General features: G+C 63.3%; 23 protein-coding genes. 11 read left to right on the forward strand and 12 right to left on the reverse strand.

What is annotated here, in order from left to right; genetic code table 11:
• The first annotated feature begins 96 nt into the window (after nucleotides 1-96).
• The 4 genes from ugpB (at nucleotide 97) to NKI61_RS16325 (ending at nucleotide 4290) form a co-directional block, all read left to right on the forward strand.
• Complete coding sequence (ugpB, locus tag NKI61_RS16310) at nucleotides 97-1407, forward strand: sn-glycerol-3-phosphate ABC transporter substrate-binding protein UgpB (RefSeq protein WP_352840064.1); 1311 nt, start codon at nucleotides 97-99, stop codon at nucleotides 1405-1407.
• Between the two features lie 71 nt (nucleotides 1408-1478).
• On the forward strand, nucleotides 1479-2363 hold the full coding sequence (gene ugpA, locus NKI61_RS16315; protein ID WP_352840080.1) for a sn-glycerol-3-phosphate ABC transporter permease UgpA: 885 nt from the start codon (nucleotides 1479-1481) through the stop codon (nucleotides 2361-2363).
• A 9-nt stretch (nucleotides 2364-2372) separates the two neighbouring features.
• Nucleotides 2373-3221: a sn-glycerol-3-phosphate ABC transporter permease UgpE gene (gene ugpE, locus NKI61_RS16320; protein WP_023694018.1), complete on the forward strand. Its 849-nt coding sequence runs from the start codon at nucleotides 2373-2375 to the stop codon at nucleotides 3219-3221.
• Nucleotides 3222-3228: 7 nt separating this feature from the next.
• Complete coding sequence (locus NKI61_RS16325; protein WP_352840066.1) at nucleotides 3229-4290, forward strand: sn-glycerol-3-phosphate import ATP-binding protein UgpC; 1062 nt, start codon at nucleotides 3229-3231, stop codon at nucleotides 4288-4290.
• Between the two features lie 35 nt (nucleotides 4291-4325).
• On the opposite strand, the gene NKI61_RS16330 is transcribed toward NKI61_RS16325, so the two are convergent.
• The 3 genes from NKI61_RS16330 to NKI61_RS16340 form a co-directional block, all read right to left on the reverse strand.
• On the reverse strand, nucleotides 4326-5408 hold the full coding sequence (locus tag NKI61_RS16330; protein WP_023694016.1) for an ABC transporter ATP-binding protein: 1083 nt from the start codon (nucleotides 5406-5408) through the stop codon (nucleotides 4326-4328).
• The gene (locus NKI61_RS16335) at nucleotides 5405-6976 is read right to left on the reverse strand and encodes an ABC transporter permease (protein WP_352840068.1); all 1572 of its coding nucleotides are present in this window, start codon (nucleotides 6974-6976) and stop codon (nucleotides 5405-5407) included. The genes NKI61_RS16330 and NKI61_RS16335 overlap by 4 nt, the downstream gene beginning before the upstream one ends.
• Nucleotides 6977-7130: 154 nt before the next feature.
• Nucleotides 7131-8138, reverse strand: a complete 1008-nt coding sequence (locus NKI61_RS16340; protein WP_352840069.1) for an iron ABC transporter substrate-binding protein — start codon at nucleotides 8136-8138, stop codon at nucleotides 7131-7133.
• A 204-nt stretch (nucleotides 8139-8342) separates the two neighbouring features.
• On the opposite strand from NKI61_RS16340, the gene NKI61_RS16345 reads away from it, so the two are divergent.
• The 3 genes from NKI61_RS16345 (at nucleotide 8343) to NKI61_RS16355 (ending at nucleotide 11665) form a co-directional block, all read left to right on the forward strand.
• Complete coding sequence (locus tag NKI61_RS16345) at nucleotides 8343-8894, forward strand: sigma-70 family RNA polymerase sigma factor (protein WP_023671665.1); 552 nt, start codon at nucleotides 8343-8345, stop codon at nucleotides 8892-8894.
• A 1-nt stretch (nucleotide 8895) separates the two neighbouring features.
• Complete coding sequence (locus NKI61_RS16350) at nucleotides 8896-9534, forward strand: NrsF family protein (protein ID WP_352840070.1); 639 nt, start codon at nucleotides 8896-8898, stop codon at nucleotides 9532-9534.
• A gap of 196 nt (nucleotides 9535-9730) precedes the next feature.
• Entirely contained in the window at nucleotides 9731-11665 is a 1935-nt protein-coding gene (locus tag NKI61_RS16355) for a PAS domain S-box protein (RefSeq protein WP_023731059.1), read from the forward strand.
• Between the two features lie 27 nt (nucleotides 11666-11692).
• Here NKI61_RS16355 and NKI61_RS16360 read toward each other — a convergent pair whose 3' ends face one another.
• The 7 genes from NKI61_RS16360 to NKI61_RS16390 form a co-directional block, all read right to left on the reverse strand.
• Nucleotides 11693-12571, reverse strand: a complete 879-nt coding sequence (locus NKI61_RS16360; RefSeq protein WP_023671668.1) for a 3-hydroxybutyryl-CoA dehydrogenase — start codon at nucleotides 12569-12571, stop codon at nucleotides 11693-11695.
• Nucleotides 12572-12691: 120 nt separating this feature from the next.
• Nucleotides 12692-13621 (reverse strand): electron transfer flavoprotein subunit alpha/FixB family protein, encoded by a 930-nt coding sequence (locus NKI61_RS16365; RefSeq protein ID WP_023671669.1) that lies wholly within the window; start codon nucleotides 13619-13621, stop codon nucleotides 12692-12694.
• A 20-nt stretch (nucleotides 13622-13641) separates the two neighbouring features.
• Nucleotides 13642-14391 carry an electron transfer flavoprotein subunit beta/FixA family protein gene (locus tag NKI61_RS16370; protein WP_023671670.1) on the reverse strand — a complete coding sequence of 250 codons (750 nt, stop codon included), beginning with the start codon at nucleotides 14389-14391 and terminating at the stop codon, nucleotides 13642-13644.
• Between the two features lie 215 nt (nucleotides 14392-14606).
• Complete coding sequence (locus NKI61_RS16375) at nucleotides 14607-15407, reverse strand: rhomboid family intramembrane serine protease (protein ID WP_023742874.1); 801 nt, start codon at nucleotides 15405-15407, stop codon at nucleotides 14607-14609.
• 29 nt (nucleotides 15408-15436) lie between these two features.
• Nucleotides 15437-16018, reverse strand: coding sequence for a cob(I)yrinic acid a,c-diamide adenosyltransferase (locus NKI61_RS16380; RefSeq protein ID WP_023742873.1), 582 nt, complete (start codon nucleotides 16016-16018; stop codon nucleotides 15437-15439).
• Between the two features lie 19 nt (nucleotides 16019-16037).
• On the reverse strand, nucleotides 16038-16229 hold the full coding sequence (locus tag NKI61_RS16385) for a twin transmembrane helix small protein (RefSeq protein ID WP_023671673.1): 192 nt from the start codon (nucleotides 16227-16229) through the stop codon (nucleotides 16038-16040).
• A 24-nt stretch (nucleotides 16230-16253) separates the two neighbouring features.
• Nucleotides 16254-17120 (reverse strand): SDR family oxidoreductase, encoded by an 867-nt coding sequence (locus NKI61_RS16390; RefSeq protein WP_352840071.1) that lies wholly within the window; start codon nucleotides 17118-17120, stop codon nucleotides 16254-16256.
• A gap of 60 nt (nucleotides 17121-17180) precedes the next feature.
• Between NKI61_RS16390 and NKI61_RS16395 the strand changes: the two genes are divergently transcribed.
• Complete coding sequence (locus tag NKI61_RS16395; RefSeq protein WP_031246482.1) at nucleotides 17181-18032, forward strand: YihY/virulence factor BrkB family protein; 852 nt, start codon at nucleotides 17181-17183, stop codon at nucleotides 18030-18032.
• On the opposite strand, the gene NKI61_RS16400 is transcribed toward NKI61_RS16395, so the two are convergent.
• Nucleotides 18029-18904 carry a DMT family transporter gene (locus NKI61_RS16400; protein WP_352840072.1) on the reverse strand — a complete coding sequence of 292 codons (876 nt, stop codon included), beginning with the start codon at nucleotides 18902-18904 and terminating at the stop codon, nucleotides 18029-18031. The genes NKI61_RS16395 and NKI61_RS16400 overlap by 4 nt on opposite strands.
• Nucleotides 18905-19123: 219 nt before the next feature.
• On the opposite strand from NKI61_RS16400, the gene NKI61_RS16405 reads away from it, so the two are divergent.
• Nucleotides 19124-19411, forward strand: coding sequence for a hypothetical protein (locus tag NKI61_RS16405; protein WP_023671677.1), 288 nt, complete (start codon nucleotides 19124-19126; stop codon nucleotides 19409-19411).
• On the opposite strand, the gene gluQRS is transcribed toward NKI61_RS16405, so the two are convergent.
• A complete protein-coding gene (gene gluQRS, locus NKI61_RS16410) occupies nucleotides 19412-20287 on the reverse strand; it encodes a tRNA glutamyl-Q(34) synthetase GluQRS (RefSeq protein WP_352840073.1) in 876 nt (291 codons plus the stop codon). It lies immediately after the preceding gene.
• Nucleotides 20288-20361: 74 nt separating this feature from the next.
• Between gluQRS and NKI61_RS16415 the strand changes: the two genes are divergently transcribed.
• Together NKI61_RS16415 and NKI61_RS16420 are read left to right on the forward strand one after the other, a co-directional pair.
• Complete coding sequence (locus tag NKI61_RS16415; RefSeq protein WP_023698697.1) at nucleotides 20362-21003, forward strand: DNA-3-methyladenine glycosylase family protein; 642 nt, start codon at nucleotides 20362-20364, stop codon at nucleotides 21001-21003.
• Between the two features lie 128 nt (nucleotides 21004-21131).
• Nucleotides 21132-21689 (forward strand): HNH endonuclease, encoded by a 558-nt coding sequence (locus NKI61_RS16420; RefSeq protein WP_008874122.1) that lies wholly within the window; start codon nucleotides 21132-21134, stop codon nucleotides 21687-21689.
• The last annotated feature ends 157 nt before the right edge of the window (nucleotides 21690-21846 follow it).

The raw sequence follows: 21846 nt of genomic DNA on the forward strand, positions 1-21846 counted from the left end.
CGAAACAGCAACAAATCCGTTGTCCGATTGTCATCAGCGACACATATTGCGTTCGCGGGAGCGCCCCTTTCGCCAATGACAAACGGGAGATGAAACATGAAGTTGTTCGGCTTTGCGGCCGGTGTTGCCGCCACCTTGACCCTGCTTTCCACCACCTCCGCCTTCGCCGCCACCCAGATCAGTTGGTGGCATGCAATGACCGGCGCCAATGCCGAGGTGGTCGACAAGATCGCCAAGGATTTCAATGCCAGCCAGAGCGACTATGAAATTCTCCCTGTTTTCAAGGGCACCTATCCCGAAACGCTGAATGCCGGCATCGCTGCCTTTCGTGCGGGGCAAGCGCCCGACATCATCCAGGTGTTCGACGTGGGTACTGGCGTCATGATGGCCGCCGAAGGTGCGATCAAGCCGGTGGCCGATGTGCTGACCAGCGCCGGCGTGACCTTCGACAAGAGCCAGTATTTGCCCGGCATCGTCGGCTACTATTCGAAGCCGGACGGGACCATGCTGTCCTTCCCCTATAATTCCTCGTCGCCCATCCTCTACTACAACAAGGAAATCTTCCAGAAGGCCGGGCTTGATGTGAACAATCCGCCAAAGACCTGGAACGAGGTGTGGGAAGCCGCCAAGAAGATCAAGGCGAGCGGCGCCGCTTCCTGCGGCTATACCTCGACCTGGTTGACCTGGATCCACCTTGAGGCCTTCGCTGCCTGGAACGACGTTTCCTATGGCACCAACCAGAACGGACTTGCCGGAACCGACGTTGAGCTCAAGATCAATGCGCCGATCTTCGTCAATCATTTCCAGGCGCTCGCCGACCTGGCCAAGGACGGCACCTTCAAATATGGCGGCCGTACATCCGAAGCCAAGCAGATCTTTCTTGCCGGAGAATGCGGCATCTTCACCGAATCGTCGGGGGGTCTCGGTGACATCGTCAAGTCGGGCATGAACTACGGCATCGGCCAGCTTCCCTATGATAGTGACGCCAAGGGCGCGCCCCAGAACACCACGCCGGGCGGCGCCAGCCTGTGGGTGTTCGGCAACAAATCGGACGAGGAATACAAGGGCGTCGCGGCGTTCTTCTCCTACCTGTCCAAGACCGAAGTGCAGGAGTATCTGCACCAGAAGTCGGGTTATCTGCCGGTGACGCTCGCTGCCTATGAGGCGACCAAGAAGTCCGGCTTCTATGACAAGAATCCGGGCCGTGAGACGCCGATCCTGCAGATGCTGGGCAAGGCGCCGACCGAGAACTCGAAGGGCGTGCGCCTCGTCAACCTGCCGCAGGTGCGCGACATCGAGAACGAGGAGTTCGAGATGATGCTGGCCGGCCAGCAGACTGCGCAGCAGGCGCTCGACAACGCGGTCGCACGCGGCAACAAGGCGATTCAGGAAGCGATCGGAAACTGAAGCGATTTGTCAGTTGAACCTCGTCCACGCGGACCCGCGTGGACGATTTCCTGAATAGCGAGGGAATCACCCTGTCTCCACGCGTCGTCTTTCCCAACAAGACCCTGCCTTACCTGCTGGTGGCGCCGCAACTCGCCATTACGCTGATCTTTTTCTACTGGCCGACCGGGCAGGCGCTCTACCAGTCGATGCTCAGGGAAGACCCGTTCGGGCTGAAGAGCAAGTTCGTCGGGCTCGCCAATTTTCGCAAGGTGCTGGCCGACCCGGCCTACCTCAACTCGATCAAAGTTACGCTGGTGTTCTCTCTGGCGACCGCGATCGTCGCCATGGGTGTGGCCCTGTTGCTTGCCGTCATGGCCGAGAAGGTGGTGCGCGGCAAAGGCCTCTATCGCACGCTGCTGATCTGGCCATATGCGGTGGCGCCGGCGATTGCCGGCATGTTGTGGCTGTTTCTGTTCAACCCCTCGATCGGTTCGCTGGCCTACGCCTTGAGAGGTCTCGGCATCGCCTGGGATCCCTTGCTTAACGGCAACCAAGCCATGATCCTGCTGGTGTCTGCGGCTGCCTGGAAGCAGATCAGCTACAATTTCCTGTTCTTCGTCGCCGGGCTGCAGGCAGTGCCGAAGACGTTGATAGAGGCGGCGGCCATGGACGGCGCCGGGGAGACGAAGCGCTTCTGCACCATCGTTTTCCCGCTGCTCGCGCCGACGACCTTCTTCCTGCTGGTCGTCAACACGGTCTATGCGCTGTTCGACACTTTCGGTATCGTCCATGCGGTCACCGGCGGCGGGCCGGGCAAGGCCACCGAGACGCTGGTCTACAAGGTCTACAATGACGGTTTCGTCAATTTGATCCTCGGCGATTCGGCCGCGCAGTCGGTCATCCTGATGGTCATCGTCATCTCACTCACGGCCATCCAGTTCCGCTATGTGGAACGCAAAGTCCACTACGGTTGAGCGCGAGCGATGATTGGTCAGTCCCCGCTTCGCGCCCTCATCGCCCACGCCGTGCTCATCCTGGGCATCCTGATCGTCGCTTTCCCGATCTACTACACCTTCGTTGCCTCCACGCAGACGCTGCAGACCATCCTCAAGCCGCCATTGCCTCTTTTGCCCGGCGACCAGGTCTGGAACAATTACAGCGAGGCGCTGTTTGGCGGTGTCGGCCGCATCGGCGGCGTCAGTGTCGGCCGATTGCTGCTCAACACCACGATCATGGCGCTCGGCATTGCGGTGGGGAAGATTTTCATCTCGATCCTTTCGGCCTATGCGATCGTGTTCTTCCGTTTTCCGCTTCGGATGGTCTTCTTCTGGCTGATCTTCATCACGCTGATGCTTCCCGTCGAGGTGCGCATCCTGCCGACCTACAAGGTGATGGTCGATCTTGGCATGATCGACACCTATGCCGGCCTGATCATTCCGCTGATCGCCTCGGCCACCGCCACGCTTCTGTTTCGCCAGTTCTTCATGACCATTCCAGGTGAGTTGGTGGAAGCGGCGCGTGTTGACGGCGCCGGACCATGGCGCTTCTTTTTCGACATCCTGCTGCCGCTGTCGCGCACCAACATCGCGGCGCTGTTCGTCATCCTCTTCATTTATGGCTGGACGCAGTACCTGTGGCCGCTGCTTGTCACCAACAGCAACGACATGAACACCATCGTCATCGCACTTAGAAAGATGGTTTCCTTCGCCGATGCCGATACCCAATGGCATCTGGTCATGGTCACCGCGATGCTGGCCATCCTGCCGCCGATCCTGATCGTGGTGCTGATGCAACGCTGGTTCGTGCGCGGACTGGTCGATACCGAAAAGTGAGAAGCTGATGGCGACCGTCGATCTGAAGGATGTGAAGAAAGTCTATCCCGGCGGCGTCGAGGCGGTGAGGGGGGTCTCGATCGCCATTCCCGACAAGGAGCTTTGCGTGCTGGTTGGGCCGTCCGGCTGCGGCAAGTCCACGCTGTTGCGGATGATTGCAGGGCTGGAGACCATTTCTTCCGGTACGGTCGCCATCGACGGCAAGATCGTCAACAGCATCGGCCCGACCGAGCGAGACATTGCCATGGTGTTCCAGAACTATGCGCTCTACCCGCATATGAAGGTCTACGACAACATGGCCTACGGGTTGCGCAACCGGGGTACTCCCAAGGACGAGATCGACAGCAGGGTTCGCTCGACCGCCAAGGTGCTGGAGCTCACGGCGCTGCTCGACCGGCGCCCGCGCGAGCTTTCCGGCGGCCAGCGCCAGCGCGTGGCCATGGGTCGCGCAATCGTGCGCAATCCGAAAGTCTTCCTGTTCGACGAGCCGCTTTCCAACCTCGACGCCAAACTGCGCGGCCAGATGCGGGTCGAAATCAAGAATTTGCAGCGCTCGCTCGGTGTCACCTCGGTCTACGTCACCCACGATCAGCTTGAGGCGATGACGCTGGCCGATATTCTCGTCGTCATGAATGGCGGATTGGTCGAGCAGACGGGCGCGCCGCTCGACATCTACGAGAAGCCAGCCTCGACCTTCGTCGCTTCCTTCATCGGCGCACCGCCGATGAACCTTCTGCCTCTTTTGCAAGCATCGGCTGGTCCAGCGCTGACTGATGGCAAGGCGATTGACTTTGCGCCTGCGAAGGCCGCCACGCTTGGCTTCCGTCCCGAGGATGCCGACGTCACCTTCGGTGCCGAGGCACCGTCCGGCGCGCTTATTCTGCCTGCGGCGGTCGAGGCGGTCGAACCTGTGGGAGCCGAAAGCTTTCTTCACTGTGCCGCCGGCGGCAACCGCATCGTCGTGCGTGTGGCCGGCCGCGCCACGGCCAAACCCGGCGATCAACTGCGCGTCGTGGCCGGGGCCGAGAAGCTGCATTGGTTCGACAATGCTGGGAAACGAGTCGATTGACGCAGCCGCTCGCGCCAATCCGACGCATCGGCAGTTCAGGCGAAGACATGCGCCTTGCCGGAGACGGTCAGGCGCACGATCTCGCCGACGGAAGGCGCGTCGATACCCGGTTTGCGCAGGATCAGCGGCGTGCTGCCTATTGCCGCGGCGTCGGGCGGATCGGGGTTGTTCAACAACCGCACCGCAATGGTGCACATCGAGCCGGCGAATTCCGAGTCCGTCACCTCGGCGAAGATCGTGCCCGCAGGACCTGACATGCCTTCGCGCGACGTGCGCTTTACCTGCACCTGCTCCGGTCGCAGCATGATGCGGGCGATGTCGCGCCGCTCCTTCGAGTCGACGGCGATGCGGCCGAGCGAGGAGGTGGCGAAGCCGCCTGAAATCTTTGCCGGCAAGATGATGGCGTCGCCAAGAAATTCGGCGACCATGCGGTCCTTCGGCTGCATATAGAGCTCACGCGGCGTGCCGACCTGCGAGAACTTTCCGTCGCGCATCACCGCGACCTGGCTGGCGAAGGACAGCGCCTCGGCCTGGTCGTGGGTGACCAGGATGGTGGTGATGCCGGCGGCTTCGAGCAGTTCGGCCACGGCCTTGCGCATCGAGGCGCGCAGCCCCGTGTCGAGCGCCGAGAACGGCTCGTCGAGAAGCATCAGCCTGGGCTTCATCGCCATGGCGCGGGCCAGCGCCACGCGCTGCTGCTGGCCGCCGGAGAGCTGGTGCGGGCGGCGCTTGAGGATCGCCTTGTCCAGCCCGACGGTATAGGCGAGCTCGGCGATGCGCTCGGCGCGCTGATCCTCGCCGCGGGCCATGCCAAAGCCGATATTGTCGGCGATGCTGAGATGCGGGAACAGGGCGCCGTCCTGCGCCACCAGGCCTATGCCGCGGCGGTGCGCCGGCACCGCATGGCCGCCATTGGCCAGCACCTCGCCGTCAAGCACGACGCGGCCCTGGTCGGGCGCCTCGAAGCCGGCGATCAGCCGCAGCAAGGTGGTCTTGCCGCAGCCGGACGGGCCGACGATCGCGGTGCGACTGCCGCTTGCGGCGCTGAGCTCGATGCCGGCAAGGGCTGCGACCGGGCCGTAGTGCTTGGTGAGGCCACTGATTTCGAGAAAGCTCATCGCCCGGCCATCCGTTTCGACTGGACATAGAGCAGCCAGGTCAGCGGCAGCGACATCGCCACCATGATGAAGGCGTAAGGGGCGGCGGAGGCATAGTCGATCTCGCCGCTATAGGACCAGAACGCCATGGCCAGCGTGCGCGTGCCGTTGGGCGCCAGCATCTGGGTGGCGGTCAGCTCGTTCATGATGCCGAGCGCGACCAGCGCCATGCCGGCCGCAGCCCCCGGCGCCGACAGGCGAATCGTTGTCGACCAAAGCGCCTTCAGCGGCGGCCGGCCAAGGCTGGCGGCGGCGCGTTCGAGCTCGACCGGCGCCTGTGCGATCGAGGCTCTGAGGCTGATCAAGGCGCGCGGCAGGAACATTAGGGCATAGGCGACCAGGATTGTGAACAGCGTCTGGTAGAGCGGCATGGCGATGCGCACGGTAATGGTGACCAAGGCCAGCGCGATGACCACGCCGGGCAGCGAACCGACAATGTAGTTGCAGCCTTCGAGCAGCCGCTGCAGCGGTCCCGGCGCGCGGATCGAGATCCAGGCCATAGGTGTGGCGGCGATAGTGGCGAGCACGGCGCCGGCGAGCGCCAGGAATACCGTTTGGCCAAGCGCCAGGCCGATCTCGTCGAAGCGCCAGACATCGACGCCGCCGGCGACCAGCCAGCGGCCGATGGTGACGAAGGGCACGCCGATGGCGAGAAGCGTGGTGACGGCAGGCAGAGCCAGGCAGGGCAGGGTGGCGCGACCGAGCCTGGTGCGCTGCTGGCGGCGCGCGGCACCCGAGCCTACGCGGGCATAGCGTTCCTCGCCGCGCACCAGCACCTCCAGCGCGAGCAGCACGAAGCAGCAAGTCACCAGGACGCCAGCCAGCATGTTGGCGGCGGGACCGTTGAAGGTCGACTGGAACTGGTCGACGATCGCCGTGGTGAAAGTGTCGAAACGGATGAAGACGTAGAGGCCGTATTCGGCCAGCAGATGCAGGCCGACCAGCAGCGCTCCGCCGCAAATGGCCAGTCTCAGCTGCGGCAGCACGACACGCCAAAACACCCGCCATGGTCCGAGGCCAAGCGCTGCGGCCGCATCTTCCAGGGCAGGATCCAGCCGGCGCAATGCGGCCGCTAGTGGCAAATAGAGGAATGGGAAATAGGCAAGTACCGACACCAGCACGCCGGCCCACAGGCCATGCAGTCCCGGCGCCAGGGTAATCCAGGCATAAGAGTGCACGAAGGCGGGGATGGCAAGCGGCGCTACCGACAGCCAGGCCCAGAGGCGGGCGCCGGGCAGGTCGCTGCGCTCGGTCAGCCATGCCAGCGCCACCGACAGCACGGTGGCGATCGGTACGGTGAGCGCCACCAGAAGCACGGTGTTGACCAGGAGTTCACCGACGCGCGGCCGGAAGACCAGGGCCGAAGCAGTGTCCCAGCCCGTCTGCACGCCGGTCCAGATGATGAAGGCCAGCGGTAGCAGCGACAGCAGCGAGACGATTATGGCAGCAAGCGCGATCCAGGACATGGCCTGCCGGCGGGACCGCTTGGCTGCCTGGCCTGAACGTGCGAGATCGACGACAGACTGCATCACCTCACCCGCGCCACTGCCGCCGGGGCGGGGGCGCCGCAGGCGCGGCCGGAAACGCAATGTGTCGTCATGGACAATGCCATCTCGAAAACAGAGCGCTCCTGCGGAAAGTCCGGCAGGAGCGCAATCGTTGCCCTTTTAGGACGAACGCGGACTAAAGCAAGCCGGCTGCCGTCATCAGGTCCGTCACCTTCTTGGAGTTCAGTGTCGCCGGATCGACCTTCGGTGCCTGCAGATCGGCCAGCGGCACCAGCCTGGGATTGGACTGCGCGTCCTTGCCGATAGCGTATTCGAAGGACGTGCCGGTCTTCAGCACGTCCTGGCCGCCTTTGCCGGTCACCCATTTGAGGAACGCCTGAGCTTCCTTCGGGTGTTTGCTCGAGGCGAGCACGCCGCCGCCGGAGATCGAGACGAAAGCGCCGGGATCCTGGTTCTTGAAATAATGCAGTTCGACGTTCTTGCTGTTTTCGCCGGTCTTTGCCTGATCGCCGAAATAGTAATAGTGGTAAATGATTCCGCCTTCGATCTCGCCGGCATTGACCGCCTTCATCACCGTGCCGTTGCCCTTGTAGGCGGTGAAATTCTCCTTCATGGCCTTCAGCCAGTCGGCGGTTGCGGCTTCGCCCTTGAGCTCGAGCAGCGCGCTGACGATGGCCTGAAAATCGGCGCCGGAAGGCGAGGCTGCCCAGCGGCCTTTCCAGGCGGGATCGGCGAGATCGAGCATCGATTTGGGCAGCTTTTCGGCCGTGAGCTTGGTCTTGTTGTAGGCAAAGACGGTGCTGCGCGCCGCGACACCCACCCATTTGCCGCTGCTCGGCTGGAATTCGGCCGGGACTTGCGCCAGCGTGTCGGCGTCGACCGGCGCGAAAAGGCCCGCCGCTTCGACCAGGGTCATGGCCGGCGAGTTTTCGGTCAGGAACACGTCGGCCGGCGAAGAAGCGCCCTCGGCGGCGATCTGGTTGGAGAAATCGCTGTCGCCGCCATTGCGCAGCGTGACCTTGATGCCGGTTTCCTTGGTGAAACCTTCGACCCATTCCTTGGCCAGGCTCTCATGCTGGGCGTTGTAGACGATGATGCCGGCATCCGCGGCCATCGCCGGCCCGGCGATCATGCTCACGGCCAGCGCTGTGGCCCCCGCTAGGGTGGAGAGCGTGTATCTCATGGCGTCATCCTCAATCTCGGTGGTTCTGGTTTCGCAGGCTGCACCTATCGATACCTGACAGCAGTAGTCAACATTGCTCGGCTGCTTCAATCGGTCGCCGCTCCCGCAAACTTTCGTGATTTTGCGGCACTTTGGCTTGGACATCATTTCGCCGGACACGTAACAAATCGGTGCCGAGGCGCGAAGATCGGGGAGTGAACTCTTGTGAGCGGCAAGGATGAGGCCGAGCTTTCCCGGCTGATGCGGGCCGCGATCGCGGGAGATGAAAGGGCCTACGCCGACTTTTTGCACCGGATCGCCGCGCTGGTTCGCGGCTTTGCGAGGCGCAAGATCGTACAGGGCGGGGTCGATCCCGAGGATGTCGTGCAGGAAACCTTGCTGGCCATTCATGTGAAACGGCATACCTGGCGCCAGGACGCGCCGGTGTTGCCATGGATCTATGCGATAGCCCGCTTCAAGCTGATCGATGCTTTCCGGCGGCGCGGACGGCGCATCGAAATCGAGATCGACGAGATCGCCGAGACCTTTGCCGAGCCGGAAACCGAGACCGTCAGCGAACGCGACATCAACCGGGCGCTGGACGGACTGCCGGCTGCGCAGCGTTCCGTCGTTTCTTCGATCTCGGTCGACGGCCGCTCCATCGGCGAGACGGCGGCCAGGCTCGGCGTCAGCGAGACGGCGGTGCGGGTGTCGCTGCATCGCGGGCTTGCCGCGATCGCCAAGCGATTTGGGCAGGGGCGCTTCGGGCGGCAGTGACATGAGGACGGAGGATCTCATCAAGGCACTCGACGCCGACACAAGCAGCAAGGCGATGCCGCTGCGCTCGGCCTGGTTGATGGCGGCGGCAGCCGCGGCGGTGATCGCGGCTCTGGTCTTCTTTCTCACCATCGGCCCGCGTCCCGACATCATGACCGCCATGCACACGATGCGGTTCCTGGCGAAGTTCGTGTTCACCATCGTGCTCGCCGTCACCGCCTTTGGCCTGGTCCGGGCGTTGTCGACGCCGGGCGCTTCGACGGCAAGAGCCGCGGCCTGGATGCTGGCGGCGCCGCTGCTGGTGGCCGTGGCGGTGGCTCTCGAACTGTTCATGGTGCCGGAGCCGATGTGGAGCACGCGCATGGTCGGCTCCAACATGATGATCTGCATGGGCTTCATCCCGCTGATCGGAATCGGCCCGCTTGCCGTCTTCCTGTGGATGCTGCGCTATGGAGCGCCGACGCGGCCGGTGTTGGCCGGGGCGGTCGCGGGACTGCTCGCCGGCGGCCTGGCGGCGACCTTCTACGCCGCGCACTGCTTCGACGATTCGCCGCTTTTCGTCGCCACCTGGTATACGCTCGCCATCGCCGTCCTCGCCGGTCTGGGCGCGCTCGGGGGACGGTCCTTCGTGCGCTGGTGACCGGGCCGTTCAAGATCGCCCAATAATCACCGATCCTTAATCATGCCGGTTTGCGGGTTCACCGTGTTGCCGGTGGCTCCGGCGCAACCTTTCCTTAAAATCGATCATCCAGTGTTTTTTGCAGAAATGTGTTGCGCATGGGGTGGCATGCACAGTGATGCGACGAGAGCGAAAAAGCCTGCGGGCTGACAGTCACGTGGCTTTGGTGCTTGCGGCCGGAGGGCTTTGCGCTGCCGTGGTCGCGCTCCTGCTGTCGCGGCTCGATGTCAGCGCCGAAGTGCTGAAACTCTGCCTGCAGATATCGGTGCCGGTCGCCGCCGTTGCGCTGATTCTCGCCGCCCTGTTCATTTACCGGATACTGGACGACCGCCGGCAGATCGCCGAAAGCGAGCAGCGTTTCCGCCGCGCCATGGAGGATTCGGCGATCGGCATCGCCATTGTCGGCCTCGACGGCCGCATCCATGAAACCAACCCGGCCTTCGCCGCCATGCTCGGCTATAGCAAGCAGGAGATCGAGGCGCTGACCTTCTTCCAGATCACCCATCCCGACGATGTGCAGATCGGCCGTGAGACGATGGACGGCATGCGGGCGGGCACCGTCAACGCCTTCCACTTCGAAAAGCGCTACCTCAGGAAGGACGGCACGCCGGTATGGGCCCATCTTGCCGGTTCCGTCATTCGCGACGAGAAGAGCGGGAGCCCGCTCTACCTGGTCTCCCAGATCGAGGATATCGATGCGCGCAAGCAATCCGAGGCGCGCATAGCCGAGGCCGAAACGCGCTGGAATTTTGCCCTGGCCAGCGCCGGACAAGGCGTCTGGGATCTTGATATGCGGAAGGGCGGCACCACCTACTCCGCCACCTGGGTGAAGATGCTGGGCTATGCCGATGGCGAACTGGACGGCGACCCCGACCGCTGGCTGGCGATGATCCACCCCGACGATCGCGAAAACGTCGCCGAAGCCGATCGTGCCCATCTGGAGGGCAGGACACCGTTCTTCGAAGCCGAGTTCCGGATGCGCCACAAGGATGGCCACTGGGTCTGGATCCTCGACCGCGGCAAGACGCTCGAACGCGACAAGGACGGACGGCTGGTCAGGGCCATCGGCAGCCTGACCGACATCACCCAGCGCAAGCAAACCGAGGAAAGCCTCATCGTATCGGCGGCAATGCTGGCCGACGAGAAGGAGCGGCTGAGGGTGACGCTGCAGTCGATCGGCGACGCCGTCATCTGCACCGATGCCGCAAACCGCATCACCTTCATGAACCCTGTCGCCGAAAAGCTCACCGGCGTTGTTGGCGCAGAGGCGCTCGGCAAGACGCTTGGCCATGTCTACTGGGCGGTGGACGAAGAAACCGGGCAAAGGATCGGCATGACGCGGCCGGCGCTCGGCAGCGCCAGCCCTGTCGACCAGAACAGTCGCGCCGTCCTCATCCGTCGCGACGACACACGCTGCAGCATCCGCCAGGTGGTGTCGCCGATCATGAACGACCGCCAGGAGTTCTGCGGTCTTGTCATTGTCTTCCAGGACTTCACCGATGCGCGCGCCTTGCAGCGCCAGCTCGCCTATGCCGCCGCGCATGATGCGCTGACTGGCCTTGCCAACCGTTCGAGCTTTATCCGCACCATGGAGGAACTGGTCGACCGGAGCCGCAAGGCCGGCACAGCCAGGCCGGCGGGCGAACATCATTTCATGTTCATCGATCTAGACCATTTCAAGCTGGTCAACGACACTGGCGGGCACGCCGCCGGCGACGCCTTGCTGAAGCGGGTTGCCGAGGCCATTCGCGGTGCGCTTGGGCCGGAGGATATCGTGGCCCGCCTCGGCGGCGACGAATTCGCGGTCATCCTGAAAGCCGGGCCGAGCGCCGGCGCCAGGATTGCCGCACGCTCGGTCATCGACGCCATCCGCGGCCTGCAGTTCAGCTGGGACGGCCGGCCGCATGCGATCGATGCCAGCATCGGGCTGGCGCCAATCCACAGCAACAGCGGTGAAGTCGACGAGATCATCGCCCGGGCCGATGCTGCCTGCTATGCGGCCAAGGCCGCGGGCCGCGGCTGTGTTTCCGTGGCGCCTGACGATACCGGGTCAAGAGGCCAAGCAGAGCCGCCGCTTGCAGCGGCGTCCTGAGGGAGCACGGAACTTTCGTTCTGGTGGTTAGCGCGTCGGAACCGGATGCTCGCCGCGATAGTCGTAGAAGCCGCGCCCGGTCTTGCGGCCGAGCCAGCCGGCCTCGACATATTTCACCAGCAGCGGGCAGGGGCGATATTTCGAATCCGACAGGCCGTCATGCAGCACCTGCATAATCGACAGGCAGGTGTCGAGGCCGATGAAATCGGCGAGCTGCAGCGGTCCCATCGGATGGTTGGCGCCGAGCCGCATGGCGGTGTCGATGGCATCGACCGAGCCGACCCCCTCATAGAGCGTGTAGATCGCCTCGTTGATCATCGGCAACAGAATGCGGTTGACGATGAAGGCCGGAAAATCTTCAGAGACGGTGATGGTCTTGTCGAGCTGTTTCACATAGGCCTTGGCCGCCTCGAAGGTCTGATCCTCGGTAGCGATGCCGCGCACCAGTTCGACCAGCTTCATCAGCGGCACGGGGTTCATGAAATGTATGCCGATAAAACGCTCGGGACGGTCGGTCTGCGCCGCAAGCCGGGTGATCGAAATCGACGAGGTGTTGGTCGCCAGAATGGCTTCCGGGTTGAGCTGGGGACAGAGCTGCGCGTAAATCTTGCGCTTGACCGTCTCGTCCTCGGTCGCCGCCTCGATAACCAGATCGGCACCGGCGAGATCAGCCATGGTGGGGGCTGCGGAAATGCGCGCCATCGCTTCGTTACGCAGCTTTTCCTCAAGCTTGCCGGAGCCGACCTGACGGGCCATGTTGCCGCTGACCGTGGCAATGCCCTTCTCGATACGGTCGGGCGAGACGTCGTAGATCAGCACCTTGAAACCCGAAAGTGCTGATACATGCGCGATGCCGCCGCCCATCTGGCCGGCGCCGATGATGCCGATCGTCTCGATCTTGGCCATTTGCAGCGATCCCGTCGAAAAGGCCTTTGCGGCCTGCTTTTTGTGCAGTGCAAACTAAAAGGGTGGGGCAGCTTCGTCTACCCCACCCTTTCACAATTTAATACGCTTTGGCAGAGAGCGTCAAAGCGCCTTTTGCAGTTCCGGCAGGATGACGAACAGGTCGCCGACCAGGCCGTAATCGGCAACCTGGAAGATCGGCGCCTCTTCGTCCTTGTTGATGGCGACGATGACCTTCGAATCCTTCATGCCAGCAAGGTGCTGGATGGCGCCGGAAATGCCGACGGCAATATAGAGGTCCGGCGCCACGACCTTGCCGGTCTGGCCGACCTGCCAGTCATTCGGGGCGTAGCCGGCGTCGACGGCAGCGCGCGAGGCGCCGACGGCTGCACCGAGCTTGTCGGCGACCGGCAGGATGACTTCCTGGAACTTTTCCGAGGAGCCGAGCGCGCGGCCGCCCGAAATGATGATCTTTGCCGAGGTCAGCTCCGGACGGTCGGTTTCCGAGAGTTTGTTCTCGACGAAAGTGGAGAGGCCGGGATTGGCCGCGGCCTTGACCGTCTCGACAGCTGCCGAGCCGCCCTCGGGGGCAGCCTGGAAGGAGGCGGTGCGCACAGTGATGACCCTCTTGGCGTCGGTAGACTGCACCGTCTGGATCGCATTGCCAGCATAGATCGGCCGCTTGAACGTGTCTGGTGAAACCACTTCGATGATCTCGGAGACTTGCGCGACATCGAGCAGGGCCGCCACGCGCGGCGCGACGTTCTTGCCCGACGAGGTCGCCGGCCCGATTATGGTGTCGTAGGCGCCGGCCAGCGAGACAACGAGTGCGGCGAGCGGTTCGGCGAGGCGCTCGGCCAGTTCGTCGGCCTCGGCCAGCAGCACCTTGCTCACGCCCTTGAGCTTGGCGGCGGCGTCGGCAGCGCCTTTGGCGCCTTTGCCGGCGACCAGCACATGCACGTCCGAACCGATCTGCAGCGCCGCCGAGAGCGCTTTGGCGGTCTGGTCGGAAAGAGTTGCGTTGTCGTGTTCTGCGATGAGGAGAATGGTCATTTTATCTGTTCCTTCCAGTCTCAGAGCACGCCGGCTTCGTTCTTCAGCTTGTCGACCAGTTCGGCGACGCTCTTGACCTTCACGCCCGCCTTGCGGCCGCTGGGCTCCTCGGTCTTGAGCACCTTCAGGCGCGGCTTGACGTCGGCGCCGTAATCGGCCGGGCTCTTTTCGTCGAGCGGCTTCTTCTTGGCCTTCATGATGTTGGGCAGCGAGGCGTAGCGCGGCTGGTTGAGGCGAAGATCGGCGGTGATGATCGCCGGCATCTTCAGTTCCACCGTCTGCAGGCCGCCATCGACTTCGCGCGTCACCTTGGCCTTGTCGCCGTCGAGCACGACCTTGGAGGCGAAGGTGCCCTGTGCCCAGCCGAGCAGGGCGGCCAGCATCTGGCCGGTCTGGTTCGAGTCATCATCGATCGCCTGCTTGCCGAGGATCACGAGGCCGGGCTGCTCGGCGTCGACGACGCCCTTCAGCACCTTGGCGACGCCGAGCGGCTCGGTCTGTTCATCTGTCTTGACCAGGATGGCGCGGTCGGCGCCCATGGCGAGCGCGGTGCGGAGCGTTTCCTGCGCCTGCTGCGGGCCGATCGAAACGACGATGATCTCTTCGGCCTTGCCGGCTTCCTTCAGCCGGAGTGCCTCTTCCACCGCGATCTCGTCGAACGGGTTCATCGCCATCTTGACATTGGCGAGTTCAACCGCCGAACCATCAGCCTTGACGCGAACCTTGACGTTCGCATCCACAACCCGCTTCACGGGCACAAGGATCTTCATTTGCCTGTCACCTCTCCTGAGATATCCGGGCGCGCTATAGCAGCGTGCGCCTCCGCAGAGTTGTCGAAAGCCGACATTCCTGACTGAATTGCGGCCAAACGGAATCCTGGCCGGACGAATTCTGGTCTTCTGCCGCCTAGCGGTGGCGCTCTCCGTAGTTGTGGCGACGCAACACGTCAATATGCCACGGCAGCGGCCAAACCACCCAAATCGGTTCACTTGTGACCGGAAGCGCCACCCCGGCCCCAACGCGTCTCAGGTTGCACGGGAGCGGGACCGGCTGGCGCCGGGCCAGTAGAAGCGGCTGGCTGATCGGCGGGTTCCGGCTCGCCGTCGTCACCGGCGAGCAGCGGCACGCCGCGGCTGCGCATGATGAGCACCAGCACGCCACCGGCAATGATGCCGCCAATATGGCAGGCCCAGGATATCTGGTTTTCGCCGCCGGCGGCAAACATCACCACTTGGAAGCCGATCCACAGGATCAGCGGGATGAAGGCCGGGATACGCAGCGGAATGCGGGCAAAGACCAGCACCCACACTTTCACCCGGGGGTAGAGGACCAGATAGGCGGCGACGACGCCGGCAATGGCGCCGGAGGCGCCGATCAGCGGCACCTCTGAACTCCAGGCGACGAGCCCCTGGAAGAAGGCGCCGGCGATGGCGCAAAGCAGGTAGAAGATGAGGTAGCGGATGTGGCCGAGTGCGTCCTCGACATTATCGCCGAACACCCACAGGAACAGCATATTGCCGCCGAGATGAAAGATATCGGCATGCAGGAAGGCATAGGTGAGGTAACTCAGGCTCTCCGGAATGACGACGAATTGGGGCGAGAGTTCTGCCGTGTCGTGGACAACCGAAGGAATGAAGCCGAAGCCGAGCACGGCTGCGTTGTTGAAATTTTCGCCGCCGATCGTGGTGATGAGAAAGACCAACACGTTGGCCGCGATCAGGCCGATCGTCACATATTGCAGCCGGATGTGGCGCAACCTGTTGGAGTCGTAAAGCGGGATGAACATGCCCCAAGCCCTTTCCCGCCTTCGAAAATTCAGCGGTTCTTGCCGGGCACCCATAACACGTCGGCATTTCCGTTGTCATTGACCGCACGAGCGGCGACGAACAGAAAGTCCGAGACGCGGTTTATGTATTTCAGCCCCTCGCGATTGACATGTTCGGCCGGGTCCTGCGCCAGCGCCACCATGATCCGCTCGGCACGTCGCGCCACGGTGCGGGCAAGATGAAGTGCTGCCGCCGCCGGCGTGCCGCCATTGAGCACGAAGGATTTGAGCGGCTGCAGATCCTTGTTGAGATGGTCGATATCCTTTTCGACGCGGTCGGTCTGCGAGGCGATGATGCGCAGCGGCTCGTAGCCAAGCGGCTTGCCGTCGTCGGGCACGGCGAGATCGGCGCCGAGGTCGAACAAATCGTTCTGGATGCGGGACAGCATGGCGTCGATGGCGGGATAACTTGCCGCTGTGTGCAGGCGGGCGATGCCGATGCAGGCATTGGCTTCATCGACGGTGCCGTACGCATCGACGCGCAGGTCGGATTTCAGCCTGCGTTCACCGGTGCCGAGGCCAGTGGTGCCGTCATCGCCGGTGCGGGTGTAGATCTTGTTGAGCTTGACCACGTCGCCTCCCGAACGGCCGTCACTTGCGGGTGAAGTACACCACCAGCAGGATCAGTGCCAACGCCAGCGCCTGCAACAGCACACGCGCCTGCATCAGCTTGTTCGAGCTCACACCGGAGCCGCCGCGCATCATGTTGATGAGGCCGCGGACAAGCACGATCACCACGGCGACCATGACGAGGACGAGGAGGACTTTGATGACGGTTGCCATGATCTGTTCCCAGTTCTGTTGCGGTCAGGCGCATCTGGCCAGAACGCGGTAGAGCATCGATGCCGGCAGGATGCGCTTGAGCATCACGCCAATCCTGGCCGGCACTGTTACCACATAGTGCGGGCGCGGGCGCCGCGACAGAAGTGCATGGCGCAAGGCCGCATAGACCACCTCCGGCCCCTTTTTCAGCCGCGATGAGCTGCCGCCGGCCCGAAGCCGCGCCAGCTGCGTGGCATAGGCGAGGTGGTGGACGGAATTCTCGTGGTCGATGTTCTTCAGGAACCAGAACAGCCCGTTGCTGGCGATTTTCGAGGTCACCGGCCCCGGTTCGATCAGCGAGACATGGATGCCGCTGCCCCTGAGTTCCTGCTGCATGCACAGCATCAGGCCTTCGAGCGCGTGCTTGGAGGCTGAGTAGGCGCCGCGAAAAGGCACCGGCGCTAGCCCAAGGATCGAGGAACAATGAACGAGGCGGCCATGTCCCTGGCGACGCATTACCGGTACGATGCGTCGGGTGAGGTCGTGCCAGCCGAAGAAATTGGCCTCGAACTGCTCGCGCAATGCCGCAACCGGCAGGTCTTCCACGGCGCCGGGCTGTGCATGGGCGCCGTTGTTGAACAGGGCGTCGAGGCGTCCGCCTGTCCGCTCCAGCACCGATGCCGCAAGTGCTGCGATGGAATCCGGCTCACGGTAGTCGAGATAAAAGGCCTCGATGCCGTCGGCTTCAAGTGCGGCTATGTCATCCGGCTTGCGCGCCGTTGCAAACACGCGCCAGCCATCCGCCTTCAGTGCACGGGCGCAGTGGGCGCCTATCCCGGACGAGGCGCCGGTGACGATGATGGTGCGCAACTCTTTGGCAGGCGGCATCGTGGTTTGAGCAAGGGTTGCCATTTGCCACAATCCCTTCCCATATTCGCGGCGTCGAGACAATCGAAGGGAACGCGGCTCTTGATGCGGAATGTCGTCGTGCTGCGCCGCGTGCTCTATGACGCGCTTGGCCATTTCAACACCGATGACGGCTGGGCCATGGCCAGCCATCTGGCGATCACTTCGCTCATGGCGCTGTTCCCGTTCCTGATCTTCGCCACCACGCTGGCGAGCTTCCTCGGTGCGCAGGCGTTCGCCGATACTGCCGTGCACCTGGTCTTCGACACCTGGCCCGAACAGATCGCCAAGCCTATCGCGCGCGAGGTGCTCAACGTGCTGACCGTGCGGCGCACCGATCTTTTGACCTACGGCGTGCTTCTGGCGGCCTATTTCGCCTCCAACGGCATCGAGGCGCTGCGCACCTCGCTCAACCGCGCCTACCGCGTCGCCGAAACGCGCGGCATCATCTACCGCCGGGTGCAGAGCATTTTCTTCGTGCTGATCGCGACGGCCGGTTTCCTGGCGATCAGCGTGCTCCTGGTCTTTGCGCCTTTGCTGGCGCGGCTGGCGGAAGCTCATTTCGAGTGGATCAAACCCTATACGGGCACAATCACGCTGTGGCGTTACGTCATCGCCTCAACTGTCATTATCGGTGGCTTGTTTGCCGTCCACTACTGGCTGCCGGCGGGCAAGCGCCGCTTTGTCTCGCTGGTGCCTGGCATCATCTTCACTCTGGCTGCGTGGCTTGTCGGCTCGACGATGTTCGCGACCTACCTCGACCATTTCTCGTCCTATGTGACGACCTATGCCGGCCTCGCCTCGATCATGATCGCCGTGGTTTTCCTCTATATGCTGTCGGCGATCTTCATCCTCGGCGGCGAACTCAACGCGGCGATCAGCCGCTTTCTCGAAGCGCGCGCACGTGTCGGCAGCTAGGCTTTGGCTGGCCGAGCCGTGGCCAGCCCGACGCCGAGCGTCGCGATTGCCATGCCGACGATCTGCACGAGGCTGAGCTGTTCGCCGAACAGCGCCCAGGCGATGACAGCGGTGACGGCCGGCACCAGGTAGAACAGCGACGCGACCTTCGACATCTCGCCGTCGCGGATCATCACCATCAGCAAGAAGATGGCGCCGATCGACAGCACCAGGACCAGCCAGGCCATGGCGAAGATCAGTTCGCCGTTGATGATCACCGTGTGGGTCTCAAGGGCCAGCGAGGCCAGGATCATCAGCGAGCCGCCGCCGATATATTGCCACATCGTCGCCGCCACCAGGTCGCCACCCGAGGCATAGCGCTTCTGCCAGATGGTCCCGGCGCTCATGCCCAGCACCGAGACCAGCGACGCCGTCAGGGTTTCGGGCGTAACGCCGCCGCCGAGAGCGCCGAGCTTCGGCCACAGCACGATGATCACTCCCACAAGGCCGACGGCAAGGCCGGCCCAGTGGCGCGGCAGGATGGCCTCGCCGAGGAATCGGCCGGCAAGCACGGCGGTGATCAGTGGCTGCAGGCCGACGATCAGCGCCGAAAGCCCGGCGGGCATGCCCCTGTGGATCGCCCAGAACACCGCGCCGAGATAGATGCCATGCATGAGGATGCCGGCGACCGTGGCGTGAAGCGCTTCTGCCCTTGTGGCTCGCTTCGAGCCAAGCACGAGCATCAGGCCGGCGAGCAGCAAGGCGGCGATGACAAAGCGGGCCGCCAGAAAGGTGAAGGGCTCCGCCCAGGGCATGGCGTAGCGCGCGCCGATGAAACCTGTCGCCCACAGGACGACAAACGAGGCGGGGATGAACCGCTTGAGACTGTGCATTTTCGGGGAAGCCGTTTCCGGTGGAGAGGTTCGATTGGGTGAAGAGACAAATACGGCAATTGCTCTAATGCGGTTCAATCCGGCAAGCAAAGCGAAACAATTGGTACATAAGCTCATCCTGATGTAGGAGGTGGCCGAATCCAAAGGGCGGCGTCAGGGCAATCGACTTCTGTCGATCGATCCGGCGACATGGCGTTTTGGCTTCGACAGGGAGCGCGCATGCTGTTGCATCTCGATACAAGCTGGCTGTTGATGACGGTGGCCAGTGTGGCCGTGTTCGGCTTCTTCTTCGGTTCAGCGCTCGACGCCATCATGCAGGAGGACGGTTTTGGGTCGACCGGCAACACATTGCTGTTCACGCTCGGCTTTTTCGCCGCGGTCATGGCCGCGAACGAACATGGCATCGTCCTGAGAGATCTGAAGCTCGCGGTTGCCTGGGGACTGGGCGGCGCCTTCGCGTTTATCGGCGCGTTGGCGCTGCTCAAGGCGGGGCTGGCCCGGCTTTAGTCATAGCCCGACCAGCCGCCTGACATCGTCCGGCGACATGCCTGCCTGCCTCAGCGCGGCAAGGCCGGTATCAGCAAAACTCTTCGACAGTTTGCGCCCATCCGGTCCGAGTATGAGACGGTGGTGGAAATACTGCGGCTGGCCGAGGCCGAGCAATTCCTGCAGCAGGCGCTGGATGCCGGTCGCGGAATAGAGGTCGCGGCCACGCACGACATGGCTCACACCTTGCAGGGCGTCGTCGACGACGACGGCCAGGTGATAGCTGGTCGGTATGTCGCGGCGCGCCAGAATGACGTCGCCCCAGTCCTGCGGACGCGCCTCGACGCGCTGCGTCGCCGAAAGCGTCTCGTTGGTGAATTCGCGCCAGGACAAATCCGTGCCGACGCGCGCCAGCGCCGCCTTAACGTCGAGGCGCCAGGCGAAGGGCGCATTTTCGGCGATGCGGCGGTTGCGTTCGCTGATCGGCAGCGCCTTGTCGGCGCCGGGATAAAGCGGCACGCCGTCCGGGTCGCGCGGCCAGTCGCGGCCGCGCTTTTCGCTGTCGGCGATGAAGGCCCTGATCTCGCCACGGCTCATGAAGGCAGGGTAGACGAGTTCTTCGCGGACCAGCCGGTCGAGCACGGCCTGGTAGTCGGTGAAATGCTCGGCCTGGCGCCGCACCGGCTGTTCCCATTCGAGACCTAACCATTCGAGGTCGCGAAAGATGCCGGCCTCGAATTCAGGCGTGCAGCGGATCGTGTCGATGTCCTCGATGCGCAGCAGCAGGCGGCCGCCGGCCGCACGCGCCAGTTGCTGGTTGAGCAGTGCCGAATAGGCATGGCCGAGATGCAGTTCGCCATTCGGGCTCGGCGCGAAGCGGAATGTCAGGAGCGTCATCTCACAAGCGGCAATCGGGTTGTGCAGCGGTTTTGCCAATTGCTACCGTGCGGCCGGTTCAGGAACAAGAAAACATGCAACGCATCGCGACACTGGACGATATTGCGCGCGGGCTGGATGCGCTTTGCGCAATCGATCCGCGCCTGGAAAAGGTGCGCGGCATGGCCGGAGAGGTGCCGCTGCGGCTGTCGGAGCCCGGCTTTCGAAGCCTGGCCTCCATTATCGTTTCGCAACAAGTATCCCGTGCGAGCGCCGATGCAATTTTCGGCCGGCTGGTGAAACTGGTCGCTCCGCTGACGCCGCAGGCGATCCTTGCCGCCGGCGAGGACATGTTTCGCGAGGCCGGGCTGTCGCGGCCGAAGCAGCGCGGTCTGATCGCGGTTGCGCAGGCCGTGGTTGACGGGCTCGACCTGCATCACCTCTGTTCGCTCGACGCCGAAGAGGCGATCGCGGCTATGATCGCGGTGCCGGGCATCGGCCCGTGGACGGCGGAAGTCTATCTCCTGTTTGCCGCCGGCCACCCCGATATTTTCCCCGCGCGCGACGTCGCGCTGCAGAGCGCGGTTGGCCACGCGCTCGGCATAGAGCCGCGTCCGCCGGAGAAAACACTGATCGCTCTGGCCGAATCATGGAGCCCGTGGCGAGGTGTCGCATCGCGGCTTTTCTGGTCCTATTATCGCGAAACCAGGGGCAGGGACGCAGCACCCCCGGCCTGAATCGGCAAAAAAGCGTTAAAATCCTGCATTTTTGCCGCTTTTGACGAGTGACAATCCGCTTCACATCCCTGTCATGTCGGGCTTACAGTATCCGCGCCGATCGGTTCTAGAACGAGGAGGTCAACAAGGTGACGGTTGCCGTATCTCCGGATGGGCTTCCTGCGCTGGTGCTGAATGCGGATTACCGTCCGCTCAGCTATTACCCCTTGTCGCTCTGGTCCTGGCAGGACGCCATCAAGGCGGTGTTCCTCGACCGGGTCAACATCGTCGCCGAATACGAGCATGCGGTGTCTTCGCCGACCTTTTCGATGAAGCTGCCCAGCGTCGTCAGCCTGAAGGCCTATGTGAAGCCGTCGAGGCACCCGGCATTCACCCGCTTCAACGTGTTCCTGCGCGACCGCTTCCAGTGCCAATATTGCGGCACGCCCGAGGATCTGACCTTCGACCACGTCATCCCGCGCCATCGCGGCGGGGCGACGACGTGGGAGAATGTCGTGGCCGCCTGTTCACCCTGCAATCTGAGGAAGGGCGGCATGATGCCGGCGCACGCCAAGATGTGGCCGCTGCAGAAGCCCTACCAGCCGACCGTGCACGACCTGCACAACAATGGCCGGCTGTTCCCGCCCAACCATCTGCATGAAAGCTGGATGGATTATCTCTACTGGGATGTGGAGTTGGAGCCGTAGGGATTGGCCCGATCGGCCTTGCCAGGGCAATCGCCGATGTCAGGTGCTGCCCCTCATCCGGCTGCCGCCACCTTCTCCCCGTATAGTGACGGGGAGAAGGGAATTGGCTGCAAATTTGGCGCCCTTCTTTCAGCGTTCGGGATTGGCGAAACCATTG

It is taken from the genome of Mesorhizobium sp. M0514 (assembly GCF_040321145.1).
Taxonomy (GTDB): Bacteria; Pseudomonadota; Alphaproteobacteria; order Rhizobiales; family Rhizobiaceae; genus Mesorhizobium.